This window comes from Staphylococcus sp. FSL W8-0774 (genome assembly GCF_038006785.1).
GTDB classification, from domain to species: Bacteria; Bacillota; Bacilli; order Staphylococcales; family Staphylococcaceae; genus Staphylococcus; species Staphylococcus pasteuri.
The window spans coordinates 1,257,515-1,277,371 of the sequence record NZ_JBBOVW010000001.1 but is presented as its reverse complement, the minus strand read 5'-3'; the positions used below and the strand labels follow the sequence as shown (position 1 = coordinate 1,277,371).

The following is a 19,857-nucleotide window of genomic DNA, read 5'->3' as shown; positions in this document are numbered from 1 at the left end:
TAATCATATATCTTTTATAGAATTGAGGTTTTATTCTTGAGTACAAAACAAAAACACATACCTTGTTTAATTACAATTTTCGGAGCAACTGGTGATTTAAGTCATAGAAAGTTATTCCCTTCCATTTTCCATCTTTTCCAACAAGACAACTTAGATGAACATATAGCTATTATAGGGATTGGACGTCGTGATATTAGTAACGATACATTCCGTGAACAAGTTAAAGCGTCAATCCAAAATCACGTTAAAGAAACACAACGAATTGATGAATTCATGGAACATGTGTTTTATCATAAACATGATGTGAGTGATGAAGAAAGTTATCAATCATTACTAGAGTTTAGTAATCAATTAGATACTCAATTCAGTTTAAAAGGTAATCGTCTGTTTTATCTTGCTATGGCGCCACAGTTTTTCGGAGTCATTTCAGATTATTTAAAATCATCTGGATTAACTAATACTAGTGGTTTCAAACGTTTAGTTATTGAAAAACCATTCGGTAGTGATTTAAAATCAGCAGAATCACTAAACAATCAAATTCGTCGTTCATTTAAAGAAGAAGAAATTTATCGTATAGACCATTACTTAGGTAAAGATATGGTTCAAAATATTGAGGTATTACGCTTTGCTAATGCAATGTTTGAGCCTCTTTGGAATAATAAATATATTTCTAATATTCAAGTAACATCTTCAGAAATTTTAGGTGTAGAAGATCGTGGCGGCTATTATGAATCTAGTGGCGCTTTAAAAGATATGGTTCAAAACCATATGTTACAAATGGTTGCTTTATTAGCTATGGAAGCCCCTATTAGTTTGAATAGTGAGGATATACGAGCTGAAAAAGTTAAAGTATTAAAATCATTGCGTCAATTACGTCCACAAGATGTTAGAAAGAATTTCGTTCGTGGACAATATGGCGAAGGAGTAATTGATGGTAAACAAGTTAAAGCTTATCGCGATGAAGATCGTGTTGCAGAAGACTCTATTACACCTACATTTGTATCTGGTAAATTAACTATCGACAACTTTAGATGGGCAGGCGTACCGTTCTATATTAGAACTGGTAAACGCATGAAATCTAAAACGATTCAAGTCGTTGTAGAATTTAAAGAAGTTCCAATGAACTTATATTATCAAACTGACAAATTATTAGATTCAAACTTATTAGTTATTAATATTCAACCAAATGAAGGTGTATCACTACATTTAAATGCTAAGAAAAACATTCAAGGCATTGATACAGAACCTGTACAACTTTCTTATGCTATGGGTGCACAAGATAAAATGAATACAGTTGATGCATATGAAAATTTACTTTTCGATTGTCTTAAAGGCGATCCAACTAACTTTACTCATTGGGAAGAACTTAAATCAACTTGGAAATTTGTTGATGCTATTCAAGAACAATGGTCAATGGTGGAACCAGAATTCCCTAACTATGAATCTGGTACGAACGGTCCATTAGAAAGTGACTTACTACTAAGTAGAGATGGTAATCATTGGTGGGACGATATTCAATAAAAAGTTTAAATTGAAAATGTGACTAAATAAATCAAATAGTGAATGATTATAGTATAACTGTGATGTTTGATATCTTATCTCCAAACAAGTGAGTTGAGTTCATCAACATCTCAGTTTCTGTAGTCGTTCACTTTTTTATTAATTTGATTTATTGATAGGCTTTCAGGTGTATATTTAGTCAAAATAATGTAGAATAAAAGTTAATGATTGAAAATAATTGGAGTGAATATATTGGACGTTATCAAGCAAATACAACAGGCAATTGTTTATATCGAAGACCGTCTACTTGAGCCGTTTAATTTGCAAGAATTAAGTGATTACGTTGGTCTCTCCCCCTTTCACCTTGAACAATCTTTTAAAATGATTGTAGGGTTATCACCAGAGGCGTATGCACGGGCAAGAAAACTCACATTAGCTGCTATAGATGTTAAACATAGTGCGAGTCGCTTGGTAGATGTTGCTAAAAAGTATAGATATGCAAATTCAAATGATTTTGCAAATGACTTTAGTGATTTTCATGGCGTTTCACCAATTCAAGCATCAACTAAAAAAGATGAACTCAAAATGCAAGAACGAATTTATATAAAATTGACAACTACAGAAAGAGCACCTTATCCATATAGACATAAAAAGACTGATGATATTTCGTTAGTTGGATATGCACGTTATATTGACGCTAAGGATTTATCAAATCCTTTTAATGTTCCTGATTTTTTAGAAGATTTGTTGTTAGATGGTCAATTAAAAGAGTTACAGCGTTATAATGATGTAAGTCCATTTGAATTATTCGTCATAAGTTGCCCTCTTGATTCTGGTTTAGAAATTTTTGTAGGTGTACCAAGTGAACGATACCCTGCTCATTTAGAAAGTAGATTCCTACCTGGTAGGCATTATGCTAAGTTTAATTTACAAGGTGAAATTGATTATACGGTGAATGAAGCTTGGTATTATATTGAAACAAGTTTGCAATTAACTTTACCTTATCAAAGAGATAGTTTATATGTGGAGGTATACCCATTAGATATATCATTTGATGATCCTTTTACAAAAATACAACTGTGGTTACCTGTAGAACAAGAAAATTATGATTATGACAATTGAAAATGTATAAAAAAGCATGCCCTTAATAATGACTATATGTCAGTATTAAAGGCATGTTTTTCATTAAATATAATTAAATTTTAAGCACAAAAGCTTCATAAGGTTGAATCTTATCAAAATTAATATCAGTATCATAATTGTGAAGTAATATATCGAATGCTTTGATGTCGTCATCTAAATTAAGTTTACTTTCTTTATCAGTTAAGTTACCAACAATTAATACTTTTTCGTTATCAAGCGTTCTAGTATAAGCAAATATATTTGGATTATCAGCATCAATTAAATCAAATTGACCGTATGTGTAAATATCAGCTGATTTTTTTAATTGAATTAATGATTTATAAAAATTTAGAACAGAATTTTCATCTTCTAATTGGTCAGCAACGTTGATTTCTTTATAATTTGGATTGACTGGGAACCATGGTTCTACATTGGTAAATCCGGCATAATTATTGCTATTCCATTGCATAGGCGTACGTGAATTATCTCTGTTTTCCATTTTATACTTATCTAATAATTGATTAACATCTCCACCATTTTCTTTTACGATTTGGTATTCGTTTTTAACTGCAACATCATTAAAGGTTTCTATACTTTCGAATGGATAATTTGTCATACCAATTTCTTGACCTTGATAAATAAACGGCGTGCCTTGTTGAAGGAAATAGACAACAGCATGGCTAGTGGCAGATTCGTACCAATATTGACTATCATTACCCCATGTGGACACACGACGAGGTTGGTCATGATTTTCAATAAAGAGCGCGTTCCAACCTTTACCTTCTAGTTGCTTTTGCCAACGATTTAATACATTTTTATAAGCAGTAACATCAAATTGTGAATCTCCTGTACTCCATAAACCTAGATGTTCAAATTGGAAAATCATATTAAATTTACCATTAGTTTCGCCAACCCATTCATCGGCATTATCTGGTTTTACACCATTTGCTTATCCAACAGTCATAATATCGTATTGAGATAATGATTCATCTTTCATTTCTTGTAACCAATCTTGAATACCAGGTTGGTTCATATCTACATCAAATGCCGGCGCATATGTTTTACCTTCTGGTACTGGTAAATCACCTGCTTCAAAAGTTTTCTTAATATGCGTAATAGCATCAACTCTAAAGCCGTCGATACCTTTTTCAAACCACCAATTCATCATATCGAATACAGCTTGTCTTACTTCTTTATTATTCCAATTTAAATCTGGTTGTTTTTTACTAAATAGATGGAAATAGTATTGCCCAGTATGCTCATCATATTCCCAAGTTGACCCGTTAAAAATGCTTTCCCAGTTATTTGGTTCGGAGCCATCTTCTTTCGGGTCCTCCCAAATGTACCAATCACGTTTAGGATTGTCCTTACTTGATTTAGATTCGATAAACCATGGATGCTCATCAGAAGTATGATTAACAACTAAATCAAGTATTAATTTCATACCTCTTTGATGAACGCCTTCCAATAAACGATTAAAATCATCCATTGTACCAAATTCATCCATTATATCTTGATAGTTACTAATATCGTACCCATTATCATCATTAGGAGATTTATACATTGGGCTTAACCAAATGACATCAATGCCTAGGTCTTTTAAGTAATCTAATTTCTCAATAACACCTGGTAAATCCCCGATACCATCATTATTACTATCTTTGAAACTTCTTGGATATACTTGATATGCTACTGCCTCTTTCCACCAATTTTTTGTCATTTGAAAACACACCTCTATTAATATTTTGTAATGAAACCGGTTTCTTTAGTAATTATTTTATCTTTAAAATGAAACGTCGTCAAAATATTTATTTTATATAGTAAATCAGTTACTTATATCTTTAGGAGTAATAAAAAGATTATAAAAAACGCCTTACATATGTATGTAAGACGTTAAAATAATTTATTTATTCTTCTTCAACCCATTGTGTATGGAATACACCTTGTCGATCTTTACGTTCATAAGTGTGAGCACCGAAGTAGTCACGTTGTGCTTGGATAAGGTTAGCAGGTAAATCTTCTGAACGATAACTATCGTAATAGTTTACACTTGCAGAGAAACCTGGTGTTGAAACACCATTTTTAACTCCTGTTGCAACAACGTCTCTTAAAGCGTCTTGATAATCTGTTACGATATTTTTGAAGTAAGGATCTAATAATAAGTTTTCAAGGTTTGGATTGTTATCATAGGCATCTTTAATTTTTTGTAAGAATTGAGCACGAATAATGCAACCTTCTCTCCAAATCATTGCAAGCTCGCCTAATTTTAAATTCCATTCATGATCTTCACTTGCTTTTCTCATTTGAGCAAAACCTTGTGCGTATGAACAAATCTTACTCATGTATAAAGCTTTTCTAATTTTTTCTAAGAATTGTTGTTTATCACCATCAAATGAAGCAGTTGGACCATTTAGTGATTTTGATGCATTTACACGTTCTTCTTTGATAGATGAGATGAAACGAGCAAATACTGATTCAGTAATAATTGTTAATGGAATACCTAATTCTAATGCGTTAATAGAAGTCCATTTACCAGTACCTTTTTGACCAGCTGTGTCTAGAATCTTTTCAACTAAAGGTTCGTTATCTTCATCTAATTTAGTGAAAATATCACCAGTAATTTCAATTAAGTAACTTTCAAGTTCTCCTGCATTCCAATCTTTGAAAGTTTGAGAAATTTCTTTATGACTCATACCTAACAAGTCTTTCATCATTGCATAACTTTCAGCAATTAATTGCATATCTGCATATTCAATACCGTTATGAACCATTTTTACATAGTGTCCAGCACCATTTGGTCCAATATAAGTTACGCAAGAAGCGCCATCTTGAGCTTTTGCTGCAATAGCATCAAGGATATCACTAACTTTATTATATGCATCTTCTTGTCCACCTGGCATTAATGAAGGACCAGTTAAGGCACCAACTTCTCCACCAGATACACCCATACCAATAAAGTTAACACCACTTTCAGCTAAAGCTTTATTACGACGGATTGTATCTTGATAGTTAGTATTACCGCCATCAATAAGAATATCATCATCATCTAATAAAGGTAATAAACCATCTATTGTTGCATCAGTAGCAGGTCCGGCTTTAACCATTAATAAAATTTTACGGGGTTTTTCTAAAGAATTAACAAATTCTTCTAATGAATATGTTGGGTGGATACTTTTTCCTTTTGATTCTTCCACCATTTCATCTGTTTTTTGTCTTGAACGGTTATAAACAGATACACTGTAACCACGTGATTCGATGTTCCATGCAAGGTTTTTACCCATTACGGCTAAACCTACTACACCTATTTGTTGTGTCATATTACTTACCTCTCTTATTCGAATATTTCAATAGTATTGTATCACAAATTAAGTATTTACTTCACTAAATTGACCGTGCTATTCTGCTACGAGTTCAATTATTTTTAGAACTTGATTTGTTAATAAATTAAGGTCTTTTACTGCTATTCTTTCACTAGTAGTATGGATATTTTCATAACCAACACCTAAAATGACAGATGGTATTCCATAAGTATTGATAATACTACCATCTGATCCACCACCAGAAATAACAGTATCACCTTTAAGACCTAAACTAATTGCACTTGCTTTAGCAAATTTAGTTACTTCGGCATCATCACTAATTTTGAAACCAGGATAACTTTTCTCGATTTCTACTTGAGCTTGACCTCCAAGTTCACTTGCAGTTTGTTCAAAAGTATCTTTCATGTGTTGAGCTTGTTGTTCAATACTTTGGTCATTATGTGAACGTGCTTCTGCCTCTATAACAACTTCATCAGCCACTATATTAGTAGCAGAACCACCATGAAACTTACCTATATTAGCAGTTGTTAAGTCATCAATTTGACCAAGTTTCATTTTACTAATCGCTTTAGCTGCAATATTTATAGCGCTTATACCTTCTTTTGGCGTACTAGCATGTGCGGTTTTCCCTTTTATCGTTGTGTTGATTTTCATTTGTGTTGGCGCACCAACAACTGTAGTTCCAACGTCAACACTCGCATCAATTGCATAGCCAAAATCAGCATCTAATAAAGAAGTATCTAGTGCTTGGGCACCAAGTAATCCTGATTCTTCACCTACAGTAATAACGAATTGGATTTGTCCATGTGATAAATTTTGTTCGTTAATTGTAGTGATTGCCTCTATAATAGCGGCTAAACCTGCTTTATCATCAGCCCCCAAAACTGTTGTTCCATCTGAGTATACATAGCCATCATCCGCTACATTAGGTTGAACTTTAATTCCTGGCACAACTGTGTCCATATGGCTTGTAAAATACAACTTCGGAACATCTTTATCTGATAAATTACTTCTTAATGTACAAACAAGATTGTTTGAACCTAATCCTTCTGTTTCACTTGCTTGATCTTCTTTAACCTCTAAACCAAGTGATTCAAATTTCTCTTTTAAAATGGGTTGGATGACTTGTTCATGTCCAGTTTCTGAGTCAATTTTTACTAATTCTAAAAATGTATTTAAGAGACGTTCTTTATTCATCTTTAATATTCCCCCTTAATCATATAACTATAGTTTAACTGAATTCTGAATATATCAAAAATAAATTGATTGCATTCTCGATTTAAATCATATAATTTTATCTTATAATTAGATTTCGTATTAAATTAAGACACAATTTAATATGTATTAGGCAATTGGAGGAACACCTTATGATGAATAAAGTTTTACGTATTATTATTATTGTTATGTTAGTTGCTGTAGTTTTAGCACTACTACTTACAAGTTTAGTTCCTATGATGAATTAATCTGATATTAAAAGATGTTCTTAATAGAAGTAGCCAGTGGCATATATGCCACTGGCTATTTTTTAATATACTTATTAGTTTTTTATGCGAAGTTCTTAATTTCACTATGCATTTTTAATGAACCAAAGTGAGATTTAATATTCAAATATTCTTCTAATTCATTTAACAACTGAATGATATTAGCACGTGAATTGAGTGCTTGATGTGATGTTGGTAAAGGTAATTCATCTAATGATAGTCGTATTTCATATAAGGAATGTAATCTTAAAGCAGTATAATCATTACTATTGACGTTATGACCAATTTCACAAAGCAATTGTGAAATATGCTCTAAAATAGGATCTTTAGTTTGAATATTTTCTATTAAAAATTTCATTCGTTTTAATAATTCAACTTGTTCTTCTCGCATATCAAAATAATGATAATATGAGTTTTCATTTCTCACGAAGTGGTTTTTAACATCTCTAAAAGCTAAAGATTTTGCTTTTTTAATATTTAAAACCAGTGGTTCGAACGTTATATTTAGGTCATGGTTTTGTTGTTTGCAAGCTTTGTCAAATGCAATAAATACATCAGTAATTTGGTGTTCAATGTCATTTTTATAGCGTTTTAATGTTTTATCTAAACTTGGCATCATTAAGTTCATAATAAATGCTATACCTAGCCCAACAATGAGTAATAGTATTTCATTTATTATAAGATGTCCATCGATTGTTTTAGCATTAAAAACGTGTAATAAAATAACACAACTTGTAATGACACCTTCTTGTGCATTCAATACAACTGTTAACGGTATAAATAGCAATACTATTAAACCTAACACAATTGCGTGTTGTCCAAGTATGGAAAATATTGCAGAACCTAAAAATAATATTAATAAACAAGATACTAAACGTGAAATAATAGCAGTTAAAGAATGTATTTTTGTATGTTTTATACAAAGAACTACTAGGATCGCACTTGAAGCATAATTATCAAGGCCTAGTAGTTTACAAATAATAACGCCTAGAGTCATACCAACAGCTGTCTTGAGTGTTCTAAATCCAATCTTATAAGGATTTAACTTGAGCATCTAATTATGACCTCTTATCTTTCTTCACAATATTGATCAAATAATCCTTGTAATTGACTAATGACATTCATTACATCATGTCCTTCGATTTGATGACGTTCAATCATTTCAGTGATTTTACCATCTTTAATAAGTGCGAAAGAAGGACTTGATGGTGCATAACCTTCAAAATAATCTCTTGCTTGTTGTGTTGCTTCTTTATCTTGACCAGCAAACACTGTTACGAGTCTATCAGGTAATTTATCATAATGAAGTGCATGTGTAGCCGCAGGACGAGCAATACCACCCGCACAACCACATACAGAATTAACCATAACTAATGTTGTGCCATCTTGTTTTAAAACTTTATCTACTTCGTCTGCTGTAGTTAATTGTTCATAACCAGCTTCTTCAATTTCATTTCTAGCTTGATCTACGACTCCATTCATATATAAATCAAAATTTAAATCCATAAATTAGAATCACCTTTCATTTTTTTAATTTACTGTCTTTATTTTACTAATTATAGTTACATACTTCAACATGCTTGATTAACCTATATGATAATAGGCATAAATACTTCCTAACATATGAAAGCATTTATGCCTAATCTTATAGTTGAATTTACTCTTGCTTTATAAATCTAAATATCTTTTAATCATTCTGACCTTATGAACGGTAATGTTATTGTATAGAGTTAACTATATAGTAAGTTTAATAAATATTTGTATTTTCTACAGTATATTGTTCAACACGTTGCTTAATATGATTCATAAATTGACCAGTTTGTAAGCCATCTAAAATTCTATGATCAATAGAAATACATAAATTAACCATGCTTCTAATTGCAATCATATCATCGATAACAACAGGTTTCTTAACGATTGATTCAACTTGTAATATAGCAGCTTGAGGATGATTAATAATACCCATAGAAGATACTGAGCCGAATGAGCCAGTATTATTCACTGTAAATGTTCCACCTTGCATATCTTCTTGAGTTAATTTGTTATTTCTAGCTTTTTGAGCAAGTTCATTAATTTCTCTTGCTATACCTTTAATTGATTTTTCGTCAGCATGTTTAATGACTGGAACGAATAATTTATTTTCATGAGCTACTGCTATAGAAATATTAATATCTTTATGAATTTTAATTTCGTTACCATTCCAACTACTGTTTAACATTGGATAAGCTTTTAATGCATCCGCTACTGCTTTTACAAAGAAAGCAAAGAATGTAAGATTATAACCTTCATTTTTCTTAAAGCTATTTTTAAAGTGATTTCTAGTTTTCACTAGGTTAGTTGCATCAGCTTCAATCATCATCCAACCGTGTGGAATTTCAGTAGCACTTGTAACCATATTTTGAGCAATCGCTTTACGCACACCATTCACTGGCATTGCATTTTGAGTAGATTCGATTTGATCTTGTGAATGATTAGGTATAGTAGTTGATTTTGGTTCATTTTGTGGTTGTGCATGATTGTTATTAGTTTGATTTTCAGTTGGATTATTAATATAAGCTAATACATCTTTTTTTGTAACTCTACCTTCAAAACCTGTACCCGTAACCTGTGATAAATCGATTTGATTTTCAGAAGCTAATTTAAATACTACTGGTGAAAATCGTCCATTATTTTTAGGTTTGTCTGAGTTTTCTTTTGATGTCGAGTTTTGTTGGACACTAGATTGTGTATCTTGATGATTTACTTGAGTGTTTTCAGTTTTCTCTTGTTGTTTATTATCATTAGAAGTATTTTCTACATTATTTTCATTAGGTGAATCGATTTTACAAATAACAGTATTAATTTCTACTGTTTCACCTTCGCTAATAACTATTTCAGTAATTGTACCTGCAACAGTAGAAGGCACTTCAGCAGTTACTTTGTCAGTAATTACTTCACATAACGGTTCATATTCTTCAACATAATCGCCAACAGATACTAGCCATTGTTCTATAGTACCTTCATGTACACTCTCGCCTAGTTTTGGCATTTTGATATCCATTATTAAGCCTCCTTAAAATTCTGCGAGTTCTCGCATTTTCGCTTGTATTTTTTCTGGATTCATCATTAACTCGTTTTCTAATACTGGAGAGAATGGCATTGATGGTACATCAGAACCTGCTAAACGCATAATTGGTGCATCTAATTCGAATAAGCAATTTTCAGCAATAATAGCTGAAACCTCTGACATTACGCTACCTTCCAAGTTATCTTCAGTTACTAGTAGTACTTTTCCTGTTTTCTTAGCACGATCAATGATTGTTTCTTTATCTAATGGATAAACAGTTCTTAAATCAACAACTTCTACATTGATACCATCTTCTGCAAGAATATCGGCAACTTGTAAGCAATAATTAACCATTAAACCATAACAAAATACAGTGATATCATCACCTTCACGTTTTACATCAGCTTTACCTAAAGGAACTGTATAATATTCTTCTGGTACTTCTTCTTTTAAGAAACGATATGCTTTTTTATGTTCAAAGAAAAGTACTGGATCATTTGATTCAATTGAAGACAATAATAATCCTTTAGCATCATATGGAGATGAAGGGATAACGATTGTTAAACCTGGTGTTGATGCAAAAATACTTTCAATACTTTGTGAATGGTATAAACCACCATGCACGCCACCACCAAAAGGCGCTCTTATAGTAATTGGACATTGCCAATCATTATTTGAACGATAACGCATTTTTGCAGCTTCACTAATAATTTGGTTTGTTGCAGGTAAAATAAAGTCGGCAAATTGAATCTCTGCAATAGGACGTTTACCTAACATTGCAGCACCAATAGCTGTACCAACTATATTAGATTCTGCTAAAGGTGTATCAATGACGCGTTCTTTACCATATTTACTTTGTAGACCAAGAGTAGCACCGAATACGCCACCTTTTTTACCAACATCTTCTCCAAGAATAAAAGTATTTTGGTCTTTTTCCATAGCTACATCTTGAGCTTGGCGAATCGCGTCTAAATAAGTCATCTTAGTCATGATTGATACTCCCTTCTTCTTCATAAACATAGGCATAAGCTTCTTCTACAGAAGGATATGGTGCTTCTTCAGCAGCTTTAGTAGCATGATTAATGATTTGTTTATGCTCCTCTTCAATTTCTGCTAACCAAGCGTCATCAATAATTCCTAAATCTAATAAATGGTTTTTAAAATGAATATTACAATCTGCTTCTTTTAATCCATCACGTTCTTCTTGTGTTCTATATTTATCATCATCATCAGATGAATGAGCAGTCATTCGAGAAGTTACGGCTTCTATTAGTGTAGCACCTTCTCCGTTAAGTGCGCGATCACGTGACTCTTTCATCGCTTTATATACAGCTATTGGATCATTACCATCAACTTGTTCTCCATGCATACCATAACCTATTGCTCTATCTGATAGATTTTTAGCAGCATATTGTAAAGAATCTGGAACAGAAATAGCATATTTGTTATTAATAATGACACAAACAAAAGGTAATTTATGTACACCTGCAAAATTTAAACCTTCATGAAAATCACCTTGGTTTGAACTACCTTCACCAACTGTTGCAGTTGCTATGTTTTGTTTGTTGTCCATTTTTAAAGCTAAAGCTGCACCAACTGAATGTGGTATTTGAGTAGCCACGGGTGAACTTTGTGATAAAATCCCCTTTTCTCTGTGACTATAGTGGGATGGCATTTGTTTACCACCTGAATTAACATCATCTCTTTTACCGAAAGAAGCTAACATCGTATCTAAAGGTGTAATACCCATATATGTTACGAAAGCTAAATCTCTATAATAAGGAGAAGATATATCACCTTGTTTCATAGCGTAAGCCATTCCTATTTGAGTTGCTTCTTGTCCTTGACCACTAACAACGAAAGGAATTTTCCCAGCTCTATTGAGTAACCAAAGTCTTTCGTCCAGTTTTCTGCCAAGATCCATCCATTTATACATATTTTTTAGGTCTTCTTCTGTAAGGCCTGCTGACTTATAGTCAATCATGTCATTTCCTCCCTAATTATACGTGAATTGCTCTGTCTTCAACTTTTAGTCCAAGTTCCATCAATACTTCAGAAAGTGATGGATGGGCATGTGTAGTTAATCCGAGTTCTAATGAAGACCCATTCATAAATTGTAGTAATGATACTTCATTAATTAACTCAGTTACATGTGGACCTATCATATTTAGTCCAATAATTTCATCTTGTTCTTGATCAATAATGATTTCACAAAAACCATTTTGATTATCAATTGAATCAATCATGGCTTTCCCAATTGCTTTAAAAGATACTTTAAAATTCTTGGCTTTAATATTATCATTTTTAGCTTGTTCTAAATTTTTACCAATTGATGCAATTTCAGGATAAGTGTAAATGCATTTTGGCATTAAATCATAATTAACTGGAAGTGGAGCATTATCAAACATATGTTCAACTGCCACTATTCCTTCTTTAGAACCAACATGAGCAAGCTGAAGTTTACCAATACAATCACCTGCTGCATATATATGTTTATCTTCAGTTTGTTGATATTGGTTCGTAATAATGTGACCAGATTTTGTTGTCTTAATTTTAGTATTATTAAGTCCAATATCAGTTGTATTAGGCTTTCTACCAACTGATAATAGGATACGTTCAACAGTGATTTGTTCATCATTAATTTTAATTGTTGCTTCATTAGTTTCATCATTAATAGAAACACTTTGATTATCTAAGGCAACATTTTCAAAAAACTTAGTTCCTCGATTTTCGAGCTCATTCTTAATTGTTTTAGCAATTTGTTTACTTTCATTCGGTAAAATACGCTCATTAGCCTCAATTACGGTAACTGAAACACCTAAATCAGTTAAATATGAGGCAAATTCTAATCCAATTACGCCCCCACCTATAATAGCTATACTATTAGGTAATTGATCCATTTTTAAGATATCATCGCTAGATAAAATAACTTGATGATCAAATTGTAAAAATGGCAATTCTGAAGGAGTTGAACCGGTAGCTATTAATACAAATTGATTAGGAATCATTTCATTTTCGCCATCTTCAAATTCTACTGAGATAGTTCCACTTTGTGGTGAAAAGATAGACTCACCTAATATGCGTCCAGTTCCATTATAAATGTCGATATGGTTTTGTTTCATCAAATGTTGTACACCTTGATACATTTGATTGACAATTTCGTCTTTTCTTTCTAATATTCGTTCATAATTAAGGCTATATTCAGGAACTTCGATCCCAAATTGCTTAGCGTGTTTCACTGTATGGAAGACTTCTGCAGATTTTAGTAATGATTTTGTAGGGATACAACCTTTATGTAAGCATGTACCACCTAAAAGAGACTTTTCTACAATTGCAACTTTCTTACCAAGTTGTGATGCACGAATTGCTGCCACATAACCAGCAGTTCCTCCACCGAGTACTACTAAATCATATTGTTTTTCAGACATTTGCTTACTCCTAACTCTATGTATAGAGAAATTCAATATACATGTGTTATTGAATATTCTCATATAAATTGTTATTAACTATCTAACGTTCTCTCAAATAAAACAATACTTTAATATTTTACATCAGTTAAAACATTTTAGAAATTCTAAAATGTTCATTTTTTTGAATAAAAAGTGACTAAACACATTATTTGTTTAAAAGAAATTTCAAAGTTTATGATTTTCTTTGATTTTGAGCAATCATTTCTTTTGCATTTTCTCGGGTAAGATCAGTTACGCTAGCTCCCGAAATCATACGTGCAACTTCATCAATTCTATCATCATCTTCTAATTCTTTTACTTGAGTCGTCGTACGATCTTCTGTTGTCTGTTTAGAAATAAGTAAATGATGATCACTCATTGTTGCAACTTGTGGTAAGTGAGAAATACATATAACTTGAATATATTCAGCAATATCACGCATTTTTTCTGCCATTTTTTGGGCTGCCTGACCAGATACTCCAGAATCAACTTCATCAAATAAAATAGCAGTTTGTCCTCTAGATTGAACAAATATACTTTTTAACGCTAACATAATTCTAGATAATTCTCCTCCTGAAGCTATTTTATTTAAGCTTTTTAGAGGTTCACCTTTGTTAGGACTGATTAAAAATTCTACAAATTCTATACCTTCGATATTAGGTTCATCTAAGGGTTTGAAAGATATTTCAAGATTTGCGTCTTTCATTTGGAGATTTTGAATTTCTGCGACGATGTGGTCTCTTAATTCTCTTGCAACTTTTCGTCTTTCTCCTGATAAAGATTTACCTATTTTAATCACTTGTTTATATAAATCGTTAATTTCTTCGCGTAATTGAGAAGTACTTTCTTCATAATTTTCAATTTTACTTATTTCATTTTCTAATTTACCTTGGTATGCGATGAGTTCAGAAATATCTTTACCATATTTTCTTTTTAGATTATTAAGTAAATTCATACGCGATTCTAGTTCATTTAACATTTGCTCATCAAATTCTGTATTTGTCATTTCATCGTATAATTCATGTTTTGCATCTTCTAAAGTATAGTAAAATTGATCCACTTCTTCTTTTAATTTTACATATTTATCTGGAACAATATCATTAATTTCATTTAGAAAATTGCTTAATTCGTATAATCGATCAGTGATAGCATTTTCATCAGTTAGTGTTAAATGCGCATTATTTAAAGCAAGACTTAATTTTTCTGAGTTTTGTATTCTTTTAATATCTGTTTCTAACTGTTCAACTTCACCTTCTTTTAATGAAGCTTCAGATATCTCTTCTAATTGGAATTTCATTAAATCTAATCTTTGTAATAACGCTTGGTCAGCTGATTCTAATTCCTCTAGCTCTTTACGTTTAGCTTTATATTGATTAAATACACTATGATATTCTGAAAGTAACTGACTATATTGGTCACCAGCATAATCATCGAGTAACTGTAAGTGATACTTCTGCTTTAATAAAGATTGTGTTTCATGTTGGCCATGAATATCCAATAATTCTTGCATCACTTTTCTTAAATCTTGTAAAGTTATTGTCTGATTATTAATTCTACAAATACTTTTACCTGAGCTAAAAATTTCTCTCTTTACTAATAAAAAATCTTCATCTATATCAATATTTAGATTTTGTAAGACATGAATTGCATCTTTACTGTTATCGATATCAAAAATACCTTCAATTATAGCTTTCTTTTCACCGTGTCTAACATAATCTGATGAAGCTCGCATACCAATGAGTTGACCAATTGCATCGATAATGATTGATTTACCTGCACCAGTTTCACCACTTAAAACAGTTAAACCATCTGAAAATTGAATTTCTAATTCATCGATGATTGCAAATTGTTTTATTGATAAGGTTTGTAACATAAATTCATCGCATCCTTATAATAAATTGAAAATTCTAGTTTTAATTTCTTCACTTGCTTCTTCATTACGACAAATAATAAGGCAAGTATCATCACCACAAATTGTTCCTAATACTTCTTCCCAATCAATTTGGTCTAAAATTGCGCCTATAGATTGAGCGTTTCCTGGTAATGTTTTGAGTACAAGAAGATTACCAGTTCCTTCTATATTTACAAATGAATCCATTAAATATCTTCCTAATTTTTCTAAAGGATGATATTTACGATCATTTGGTAAACTATATACGTATTGACCTGAAGCAGCAGGAACTTTGATCAATTGTAGTTCTTTAATATCTCGTGAAACAGTTGCTTGTGTTACATTAAGTTCGTATTCATTTAAACGTTTTACTAATTCATCTTGAGTTTCAATTTGTTCATTCGAAATAATTTCTCTAATCTTTATATGTCTTACAGATTTCTTTGGCAAAATTAACACCTCTAGTTACGAATATTTATACAATTATTTTAACATATGCATTTCATATCTACTACTCATCACCATTCGAAATACTACTATAAATTAAGTTCAATAGGCATGATGATAATGATGTAATAACAACTGAAGATAAATTAATTAATAGTTAATTATATGCATTTTAGAAATATAGTGAATATTTATTGTATAACGACAGTGAGATTCTAATTAAAACATAAAATAAGGTTAACAAAAATTGAATGTAATTTCTGTTAACCTCTTATTGAAAAATTATTATAAGTACTAAATGGTTTAGTGATCTCGATTGTAAAATAATTCTACGATTTGTTTTAAGTTAGAAGTATCATATTTATCATTAATATTTTCTAAAGATTTAAGTGCTTCATTTTTATGATAATTTAACTTTTCTTCTGCACCGTCTTTATTTAATAGTGATACATACGTACTTTTATCATTTTCTAAATCACTACCAACTTTTTTACCTAATTTTTGTTCGTCACCATAGATATCTAATAAATCATCTTTAATTTGGAACATTAATCCTAAATGATCACTAAATTCGTTTAACATTTCTGAAGTTTGTTCGTCAGTATGAGCAATATCTACTGCACTCATAATTGCAAAAGTTAATAGTGCGCCTGTTTTTGTTCGGTGAATTGCTTCTAAAGTTGATAAATCTATTGCTTTGTCTTCACTTTGCATATCAAGAGTTTGTCCACCGACCATGCCTAAGTGTCCGCTAGCATATGCTAGACGTTGGATGACTTTGATTTTAGTTGTATCGTTTATATTTGTGTCATTCGATACTAGATCAAAAGCTTTTGTTAAAAGTGCGTCACCTGCTAAAATTGCTTTCCATTCGCCATATACTTTATGATTTGTTAGTTTACCTCTACGGTAATCATCATTATCCATCGCTGGAAGATCATCATGAATAAGCGAATATGTATGAATCATTTCTAATGCTAAAGCAGTTTGCATTCCTTTTTGGTAATCTACTTCTAACATATCTAATGTAAGAAGCAGGAGAACTGGACGGAGTCTTTTGCCGCCTGCATTAAGTGAATAAAGCATACTTTCCTCTAAATCAGTATTTAAATTCGACTGTGGAATAGTTTCTTTTAGAGCGATATTAATCTCATTAATTAAATCATTCATTTGTAGATTCTTCATTATCTTGCTCCTCGTTTTCCTCTTGCATTAATTTGTTTACCTTTTTCTCGGCATCTTTTAATGTTGAGTCACACGCTGTAGATAGTTTCATTCCTCTTTGATATAAATCTAAAGATTCCTCTAATGAGACGGTTTCATTATCTAATTTTTGTACGATACTTTCTAATTCTTGCATCATTTCTTCAAAGCTTTGTTTTTCTTTACTCATCATTACACCTTACTTTCTTAACAATGGCGTCGACTTGACCATCTTTCATAGTTAATACTATGTCATCATTTTCAGACATATCTTTAGTACTAGTTATAACATTGTCATCTTTATTAACAATAGCGTAACCACGTAACATCGTATTTGTTGGACTTAACTGATTAAGTTGTTCTAGCTTAGATTTAAGTTCTTTTTTATATTGAGTTAAATCATAATTCATCTTTTGTGACAGACGAGATTTGAATTGATCATTTTGTTGCTGATTTCTAATAATAGATGTTTGTATGTGTTTAGGATTAAATCGTTGCTTTAATAAATTGAGTTGATGTTGTTGTTGTTCTAATTTAATCGTTAATTTTTGTTTTAATTGCTTTTCTAAATCGTCTCTTTTTTGAATTTGTTGATCATATAATAAAGATGGTTGTTTGAATTTATAATATGATGACAAATGCTCAAGATGTTTCTTTTGCTGTTCGACATATTGTTTAATGTGTCTAGTTAATGTGAATTGATATTGTTTGATTTGTTGCAATAATTCATACTGGTCTGGCGTTGCCATGACAGCAGCTTGAGTTGGCGTTGCAGCGCGTACATCCGCCACAAAATCACTTAATGTAAAATCTGTTTCGTGCCCAACTGCAGAAATAATAGGTGTTTCACATTCGAAGATTGCTTTAACAACCTCTTCTTCATTGAAATTCCATAAATCTTCTATGGAACCACCGCCACGACCAACTATAATTGTATCAACATCAAGACTATCAGCATATTTAATTTTCTCTATAATGTCTTCTTTTGCTTGTTGTCCCTGTACCAGTGTACTTATTTGTACTTGTTCAACTAAAGGATATCTACTATTAATTGTTGAATGTATATCTCTAATAGCTGCTCCTGTACATGCTGTTAATACCGCAATTTTCTTAGGGAATTTAGGAATAGATTTTTTATTACTATTATCAAAATAACCTTCTTTTGAAAGTTTCTTTTTGAGTTCTTCTAATTTTTGATATAAATTGCCTATTCCATCCAACTGCATCTTATTAACATAAATTTGATAGTTACCTCTACGCTCATAAACAGAGACTCGTGCTTCTAATAAAACTTCGTCGCCTTCTTTAGGTTCGAAGTTAAGTTTTGACGCACTACCTTTAAACATCATTGCACTTATGACACTTTCTTTATCTTTCACATTAAAATATAAGTGGCCGCTAGAATGTTTTTTGAAATTGGATAACTCGCCTTTGATTAGAACTGATTGTAAATGTGGATCTTGATCAAATTTGTATTTAATATATTTGGTTAATGTTGAAACTGTTAAGTAATCAGTCATAATTATCACTCAATTTTATTAGTTTATATTACTTAATACACCATTGATAAATTTATAATGGTCGTCATCACTAAATTGCTTAGCTAGTTCTACGGCTTCGTTAATGACTACTTTTGCTGGAGTTTCACTATGCAAAATTTCAAATGTTGCCATACGTAAGATGATACGATCTGTTTTTAGTAATCTTTCAAGTGACCAATCTTTAAGGTATGGTTTTATTTTTTCATCTAAAACAGGTTCATGATCCTTAACTCCAGTTACAAGCCAATGAATAAAATCGAAATCTAAATCTGGATAATCATCTTTGATAAAGTTTATAGCTTCATTAATTGTTAAATCTGTATCTTTTATCTCTAATTGAAATAAAGTTTGGAAAGCTTGGACTCTTGATTCTTTACGACTCATAAATTACTCCTTCAAACGTTTTTATAAAAGACAAGGTACTGTTGAGAAATATTATTTTAATTTTAAAATCTCTGAACAAGTACCTATCTTAAGTTAATATTTATTTTTCTATTACTATTTGAGTAATATGAACATTAATTTGTTGTGGTTCAATGGCTGCCATTGTTGATATTTGATTAAAAATAGCAGTTTGAATTTGATTTGCGGTTTTGGAGATATTGATACCATGCTTAAGTGCACAATAAACATCAATATAAATACCGTCTTCTCTTGCATCTATTTTTAAATCTCTATTTAAATTTTTACGACTAATTTTTTCTAAGTTAGTATTTTTAAGTTCTGCAAAATGTCCTGTAATGCCATCTACTTCTGATGTGGCAATACTTGCAATAACAGATAAAACTTCTGGAGCAATTTCGATTTTGCCTAAATTTGTATGAGAATAATCTGCAACATTGACCATTGTTTTAACC

Annotated in this window: 17 protein-coding genes and 2 pseudogenes; 3 read left to right on the top strand and 16 right to left on the bottom strand. The window is 31.3% G+C overall.

The window, feature by feature from the left end; genetic code table 11:
- Positions 1-36: 36 nt before the first annotated feature.
- Both zwf and NSQ15_RS06285 read left to right on the top strand, forming a co-directional pair.
- On the top strand, positions 37-1,521 hold the full coding sequence (gene zwf / locus NSQ15_RS06290) for a glucose-6-phosphate dehydrogenase (protein ID WP_017637937.1): 1,485 nt from the start codon (positions 37-39) through the stop codon (positions 1,519-1,521).
- A 231-nt stretch (positions 1,522-1,752) separates the two neighbouring features.
- Positions 1,753-2,622, top strand: coding sequence for an AraC family transcriptional regulator (locus tag NSQ15_RS06285; RefSeq protein ID WP_340747028.1), 870 nt, complete (start codon positions 1,753-1,755; stop codon positions 2,620-2,622).
- A 73-nt stretch (positions 2,623-2,695) separates the two neighbouring features.
- Here the strand turns inward: NSQ15_RS06285 and NSQ15_RS06280 are convergent.
- From NSQ15_RS06280 to NSQ15_RS06270, 3 genes and pseudogenes are all read right to left on the bottom strand, one after another.
- A pseudogene (locus NSQ15_RS06280) lies at positions 2,696-4,342 on the bottom strand (glycoside hydrolase family 13 protein).
- 187 nt (positions 4,343-4,529) lie between these two features.
- On the bottom strand, positions 4,530-5,939 hold the full coding sequence (gene gndA, locus NSQ15_RS06275; protein WP_340747027.1) for an NADP-dependent phosphogluconate dehydrogenase: 1,410 nt from the start codon (positions 5,937-5,939) through the stop codon (positions 4,530-4,532).
- Between the two features lie 78 nt (positions 5,940-6,017).
- Entirely contained in the window at positions 6,018-7,139 is a 1,122-nt protein-coding gene (locus NSQ15_RS06270) for a M20/M25/M40 family metallo-hydrolase (protein WP_046466714.1), read from the bottom strand.
- A gap of 155 nt (positions 7,140-7,294) precedes the next feature.
- On the opposite strand from NSQ15_RS06270, the pseudogene NSQ15_RS06265 reads away from it, so the two are divergent.
- A pseudogene (locus NSQ15_RS06265) lies at positions 7,295-7,405 on the top strand (hypothetical protein); the annotation flags it as partial.
- Between the two features lie 82 nt (positions 7,406-7,487).
- On the opposite strand, the gene NSQ15_RS06260 reads toward NSQ15_RS06265, so the two are convergent.
- From NSQ15_RS06260 to NSQ15_RS06200, 13 genes are all read right to left on the bottom strand, one after another.
- Entirely contained in the window at positions 7,488-8,477 is a 990-nt protein-coding gene (locus NSQ15_RS06260; protein ID WP_070453831.1) for an aromatic acid exporter family protein, read from the bottom strand.
- Positions 8,478-8,491: 14 nt separating this feature from the next.
- Positions 8,492-8,929 carry a bacilliredoxin BrxB gene (brxB, locus tag NSQ15_RS06255; protein WP_017637930.1) on the bottom strand — a complete coding sequence of 146 codons (438 nt, stop codon included), beginning with the start codon at positions 8,927-8,929 and terminating at the stop codon, positions 8,492-8,494.
- A gap of 241 nt (positions 8,930-9,170) precedes the next feature.
- Positions 9,171-10,463, bottom strand: a complete 1,293-nt coding sequence (locus NSQ15_RS06250; protein ID WP_017637929.1) for a dihydrolipoamide acetyltransferase family protein — start codon at positions 10,461-10,463, stop codon at positions 9,171-9,173.
- A gap of 12 nt (positions 10,464-10,475) precedes the next feature.
- The gene (locus tag NSQ15_RS06245; RefSeq protein WP_017637928.1) at positions 10,476-11,459 is read right to left on the bottom strand and encodes an alpha-ketoacid dehydrogenase subunit beta; all 984 of its coding nucleotides are present in this window, start codon (positions 11,457-11,459) and stop codon (positions 10,476-10,478) included.
- Positions 11,452-12,453 carry a thiamine pyrophosphate-dependent dehydrogenase E1 component subunit alpha gene (locus NSQ15_RS06240; RefSeq protein WP_017637927.1) on the bottom strand — a complete coding sequence of 334 codons (1,002 nt, stop codon included), beginning with the start codon at positions 12,451-12,453 and terminating at the stop codon, positions 11,452-11,454. Before NSQ15_RS06240 ends, NSQ15_RS06245 begins: the two co-directional genes overlap by 8 nt.
- A gap of 16 nt (positions 12,454-12,469) precedes the next feature.
- Positions 12,470-13,897, bottom strand: coding sequence for a dihydrolipoyl dehydrogenase (gene lpdA / locus NSQ15_RS06235; protein ID WP_070453836.1), 1,428 nt, complete (start codon positions 13,895-13,897; stop codon positions 12,470-12,472).
- A gap of 214 nt (positions 13,898-14,111) precedes the next feature.
- The gene (recN, locus tag NSQ15_RS06230) at positions 14,112-15,791 is read right to left on the bottom strand and encodes a DNA repair protein RecN (protein WP_117239014.1); all 1,680 of its coding nucleotides are present in this window, start codon (positions 15,789-15,791) and stop codon (positions 14,112-14,114) included.
- Between the two features lie 15 nt (positions 15,792-15,806).
- Positions 15,807-16,259: a transcriptional regulator AhrC/ArgR gene (gene ahrC, locus NSQ15_RS06225; RefSeq protein WP_017637924.1), complete on the bottom strand. Its 453-nt coding sequence runs from the start codon at positions 16,257-16,259 to the stop codon at positions 15,807-15,809.
- A gap of 300 nt (positions 16,260-16,559) precedes the next feature.
- A complete protein-coding gene (locus NSQ15_RS06220) occupies positions 16,560-17,441 on the bottom strand; it encodes a polyprenyl synthetase family protein (RefSeq protein WP_017637923.1) in 882 nt (293 codons plus the stop codon).
- Positions 17,419-17,649, bottom strand: coding sequence for an exodeoxyribonuclease VII small subunit (locus tag NSQ15_RS06215; protein WP_017637922.1), 231 nt, complete (start codon positions 17,647-17,649; stop codon positions 17,419-17,421). The genes NSQ15_RS06220 and NSQ15_RS06215 overlap by 23 nt, the downstream gene beginning before the upstream one ends.
- Entirely contained in the window at positions 17,642-18,979 is a 1,338-nt protein-coding gene (gene xseA, locus NSQ15_RS06210) for an exodeoxyribonuclease VII large subunit (protein WP_217232477.1), read from the bottom strand. Before xseA ends, NSQ15_RS06215 begins: the two co-directional genes overlap by 8 nt.
- Before the next feature lie 18 nt (positions 18,980-18,997).
- Entirely contained in the window at positions 18,998-19,384 is a 387-nt protein-coding gene (nusB, locus tag NSQ15_RS06205) for a transcription antitermination factor NusB (protein WP_017637920.1), read from the bottom strand.
- 100 nt (positions 19,385-19,484) lie between these two features.
- Positions 19,485-19,847 (bottom strand): Asp23/Gls24 family envelope stress response protein, encoded by a 363-nt coding sequence (locus tag NSQ15_RS06200; protein WP_017637919.1) that lies wholly within the window; start codon positions 19,845-19,847, stop codon positions 19,485-19,487.
- Between the last annotated feature and the right edge of the window lie 10 nt (positions 19,848-19,857).

Coding starts and splice junctions, on each gene's coding strand:
- NSQ15_RS06200 (WP_017637919.1), bottom strand. CDS start 19,847: ATGGTCAATGTTGCAGATTATTCTCATACAAATTTAGGCAAAATCGAA.
- NSQ15_RS06260 (WP_070453831.1), bottom strand. CDS start 8,477: ATGCTCAAGTTAAATCCTTATAAGATTGGATTTAGAACACTCAAGACA.
- lpdA (WP_070453836.1), bottom strand. CDS start 13,897: ATGTCTGAAAAACAATATGATTTAGTAGTACTCGGTGGAGGAACTGCT.
- nusB (WP_017637920.1), bottom strand. CDS start 19,384: ATGAGTCGTAAAGAATCAAGAGTCCAAGCTTTCCAAACTTTATTTCAA.
- NSQ15_RS06245 (WP_017637928.1), bottom strand. CDS start 11,459: ATGACTAAGATGACTTATTTAGACGCGATTCGCCAAGCTCAAGATGTA.
- NSQ15_RS06220 (WP_017637923.1), bottom strand. CDS start 17,441: ATGAAGAATCTACAAATGAATGATTTAATTAATGAGATTAATATCGCT.
- gndA (WP_340747027.1), bottom strand. CDS start 5,939: ATGACACAACAAATAGGTGTAGTAGGTTTAGCCGTAATGGGTAAAAAC.
- NSQ15_RS06270 (WP_046466714.1), bottom strand. CDS start 7,139: ATGAATAAAGAACGTCTCTTAAATACATTTTTAGAATTAGTAAAAATT.
- brxB (WP_017637930.1), bottom strand. CDS start 8,929: ATGGATTTAAATTTTGATTTATATATGAATGGAGTCGTAGATCAAGCT.
- xseA (WP_217232477.1), bottom strand. CDS start 18,979: ATGACTGATTACTTAACAGTTTCAACATTAACCAAATATATTAAATAC.
- NSQ15_RS06215 (WP_017637922.1), bottom strand. CDS start 17,649: ATGAGTAAAGAAAAACAAAGCTTTGAAGAAATGATGCAAGAATTAGAA.
- recN (WP_117239014.1), bottom strand. CDS start 15,791: ATGTTACAAACCTTATCAATAAAACAATTTGCAATCATCGATGAATTA.
- NSQ15_RS06250 (WP_017637929.1), bottom strand. CDS start 10,463: ATGGATATCAAAATGCCAAAACTAGGCGAGAGTGTACATGAAGGTACT.
- NSQ15_RS06240 (WP_017637927.1), bottom strand. CDS start 12,453: ATGATTGACTATAAGTCAGCAGGCCTTACAGAAGAAGACCTAAAAAAT.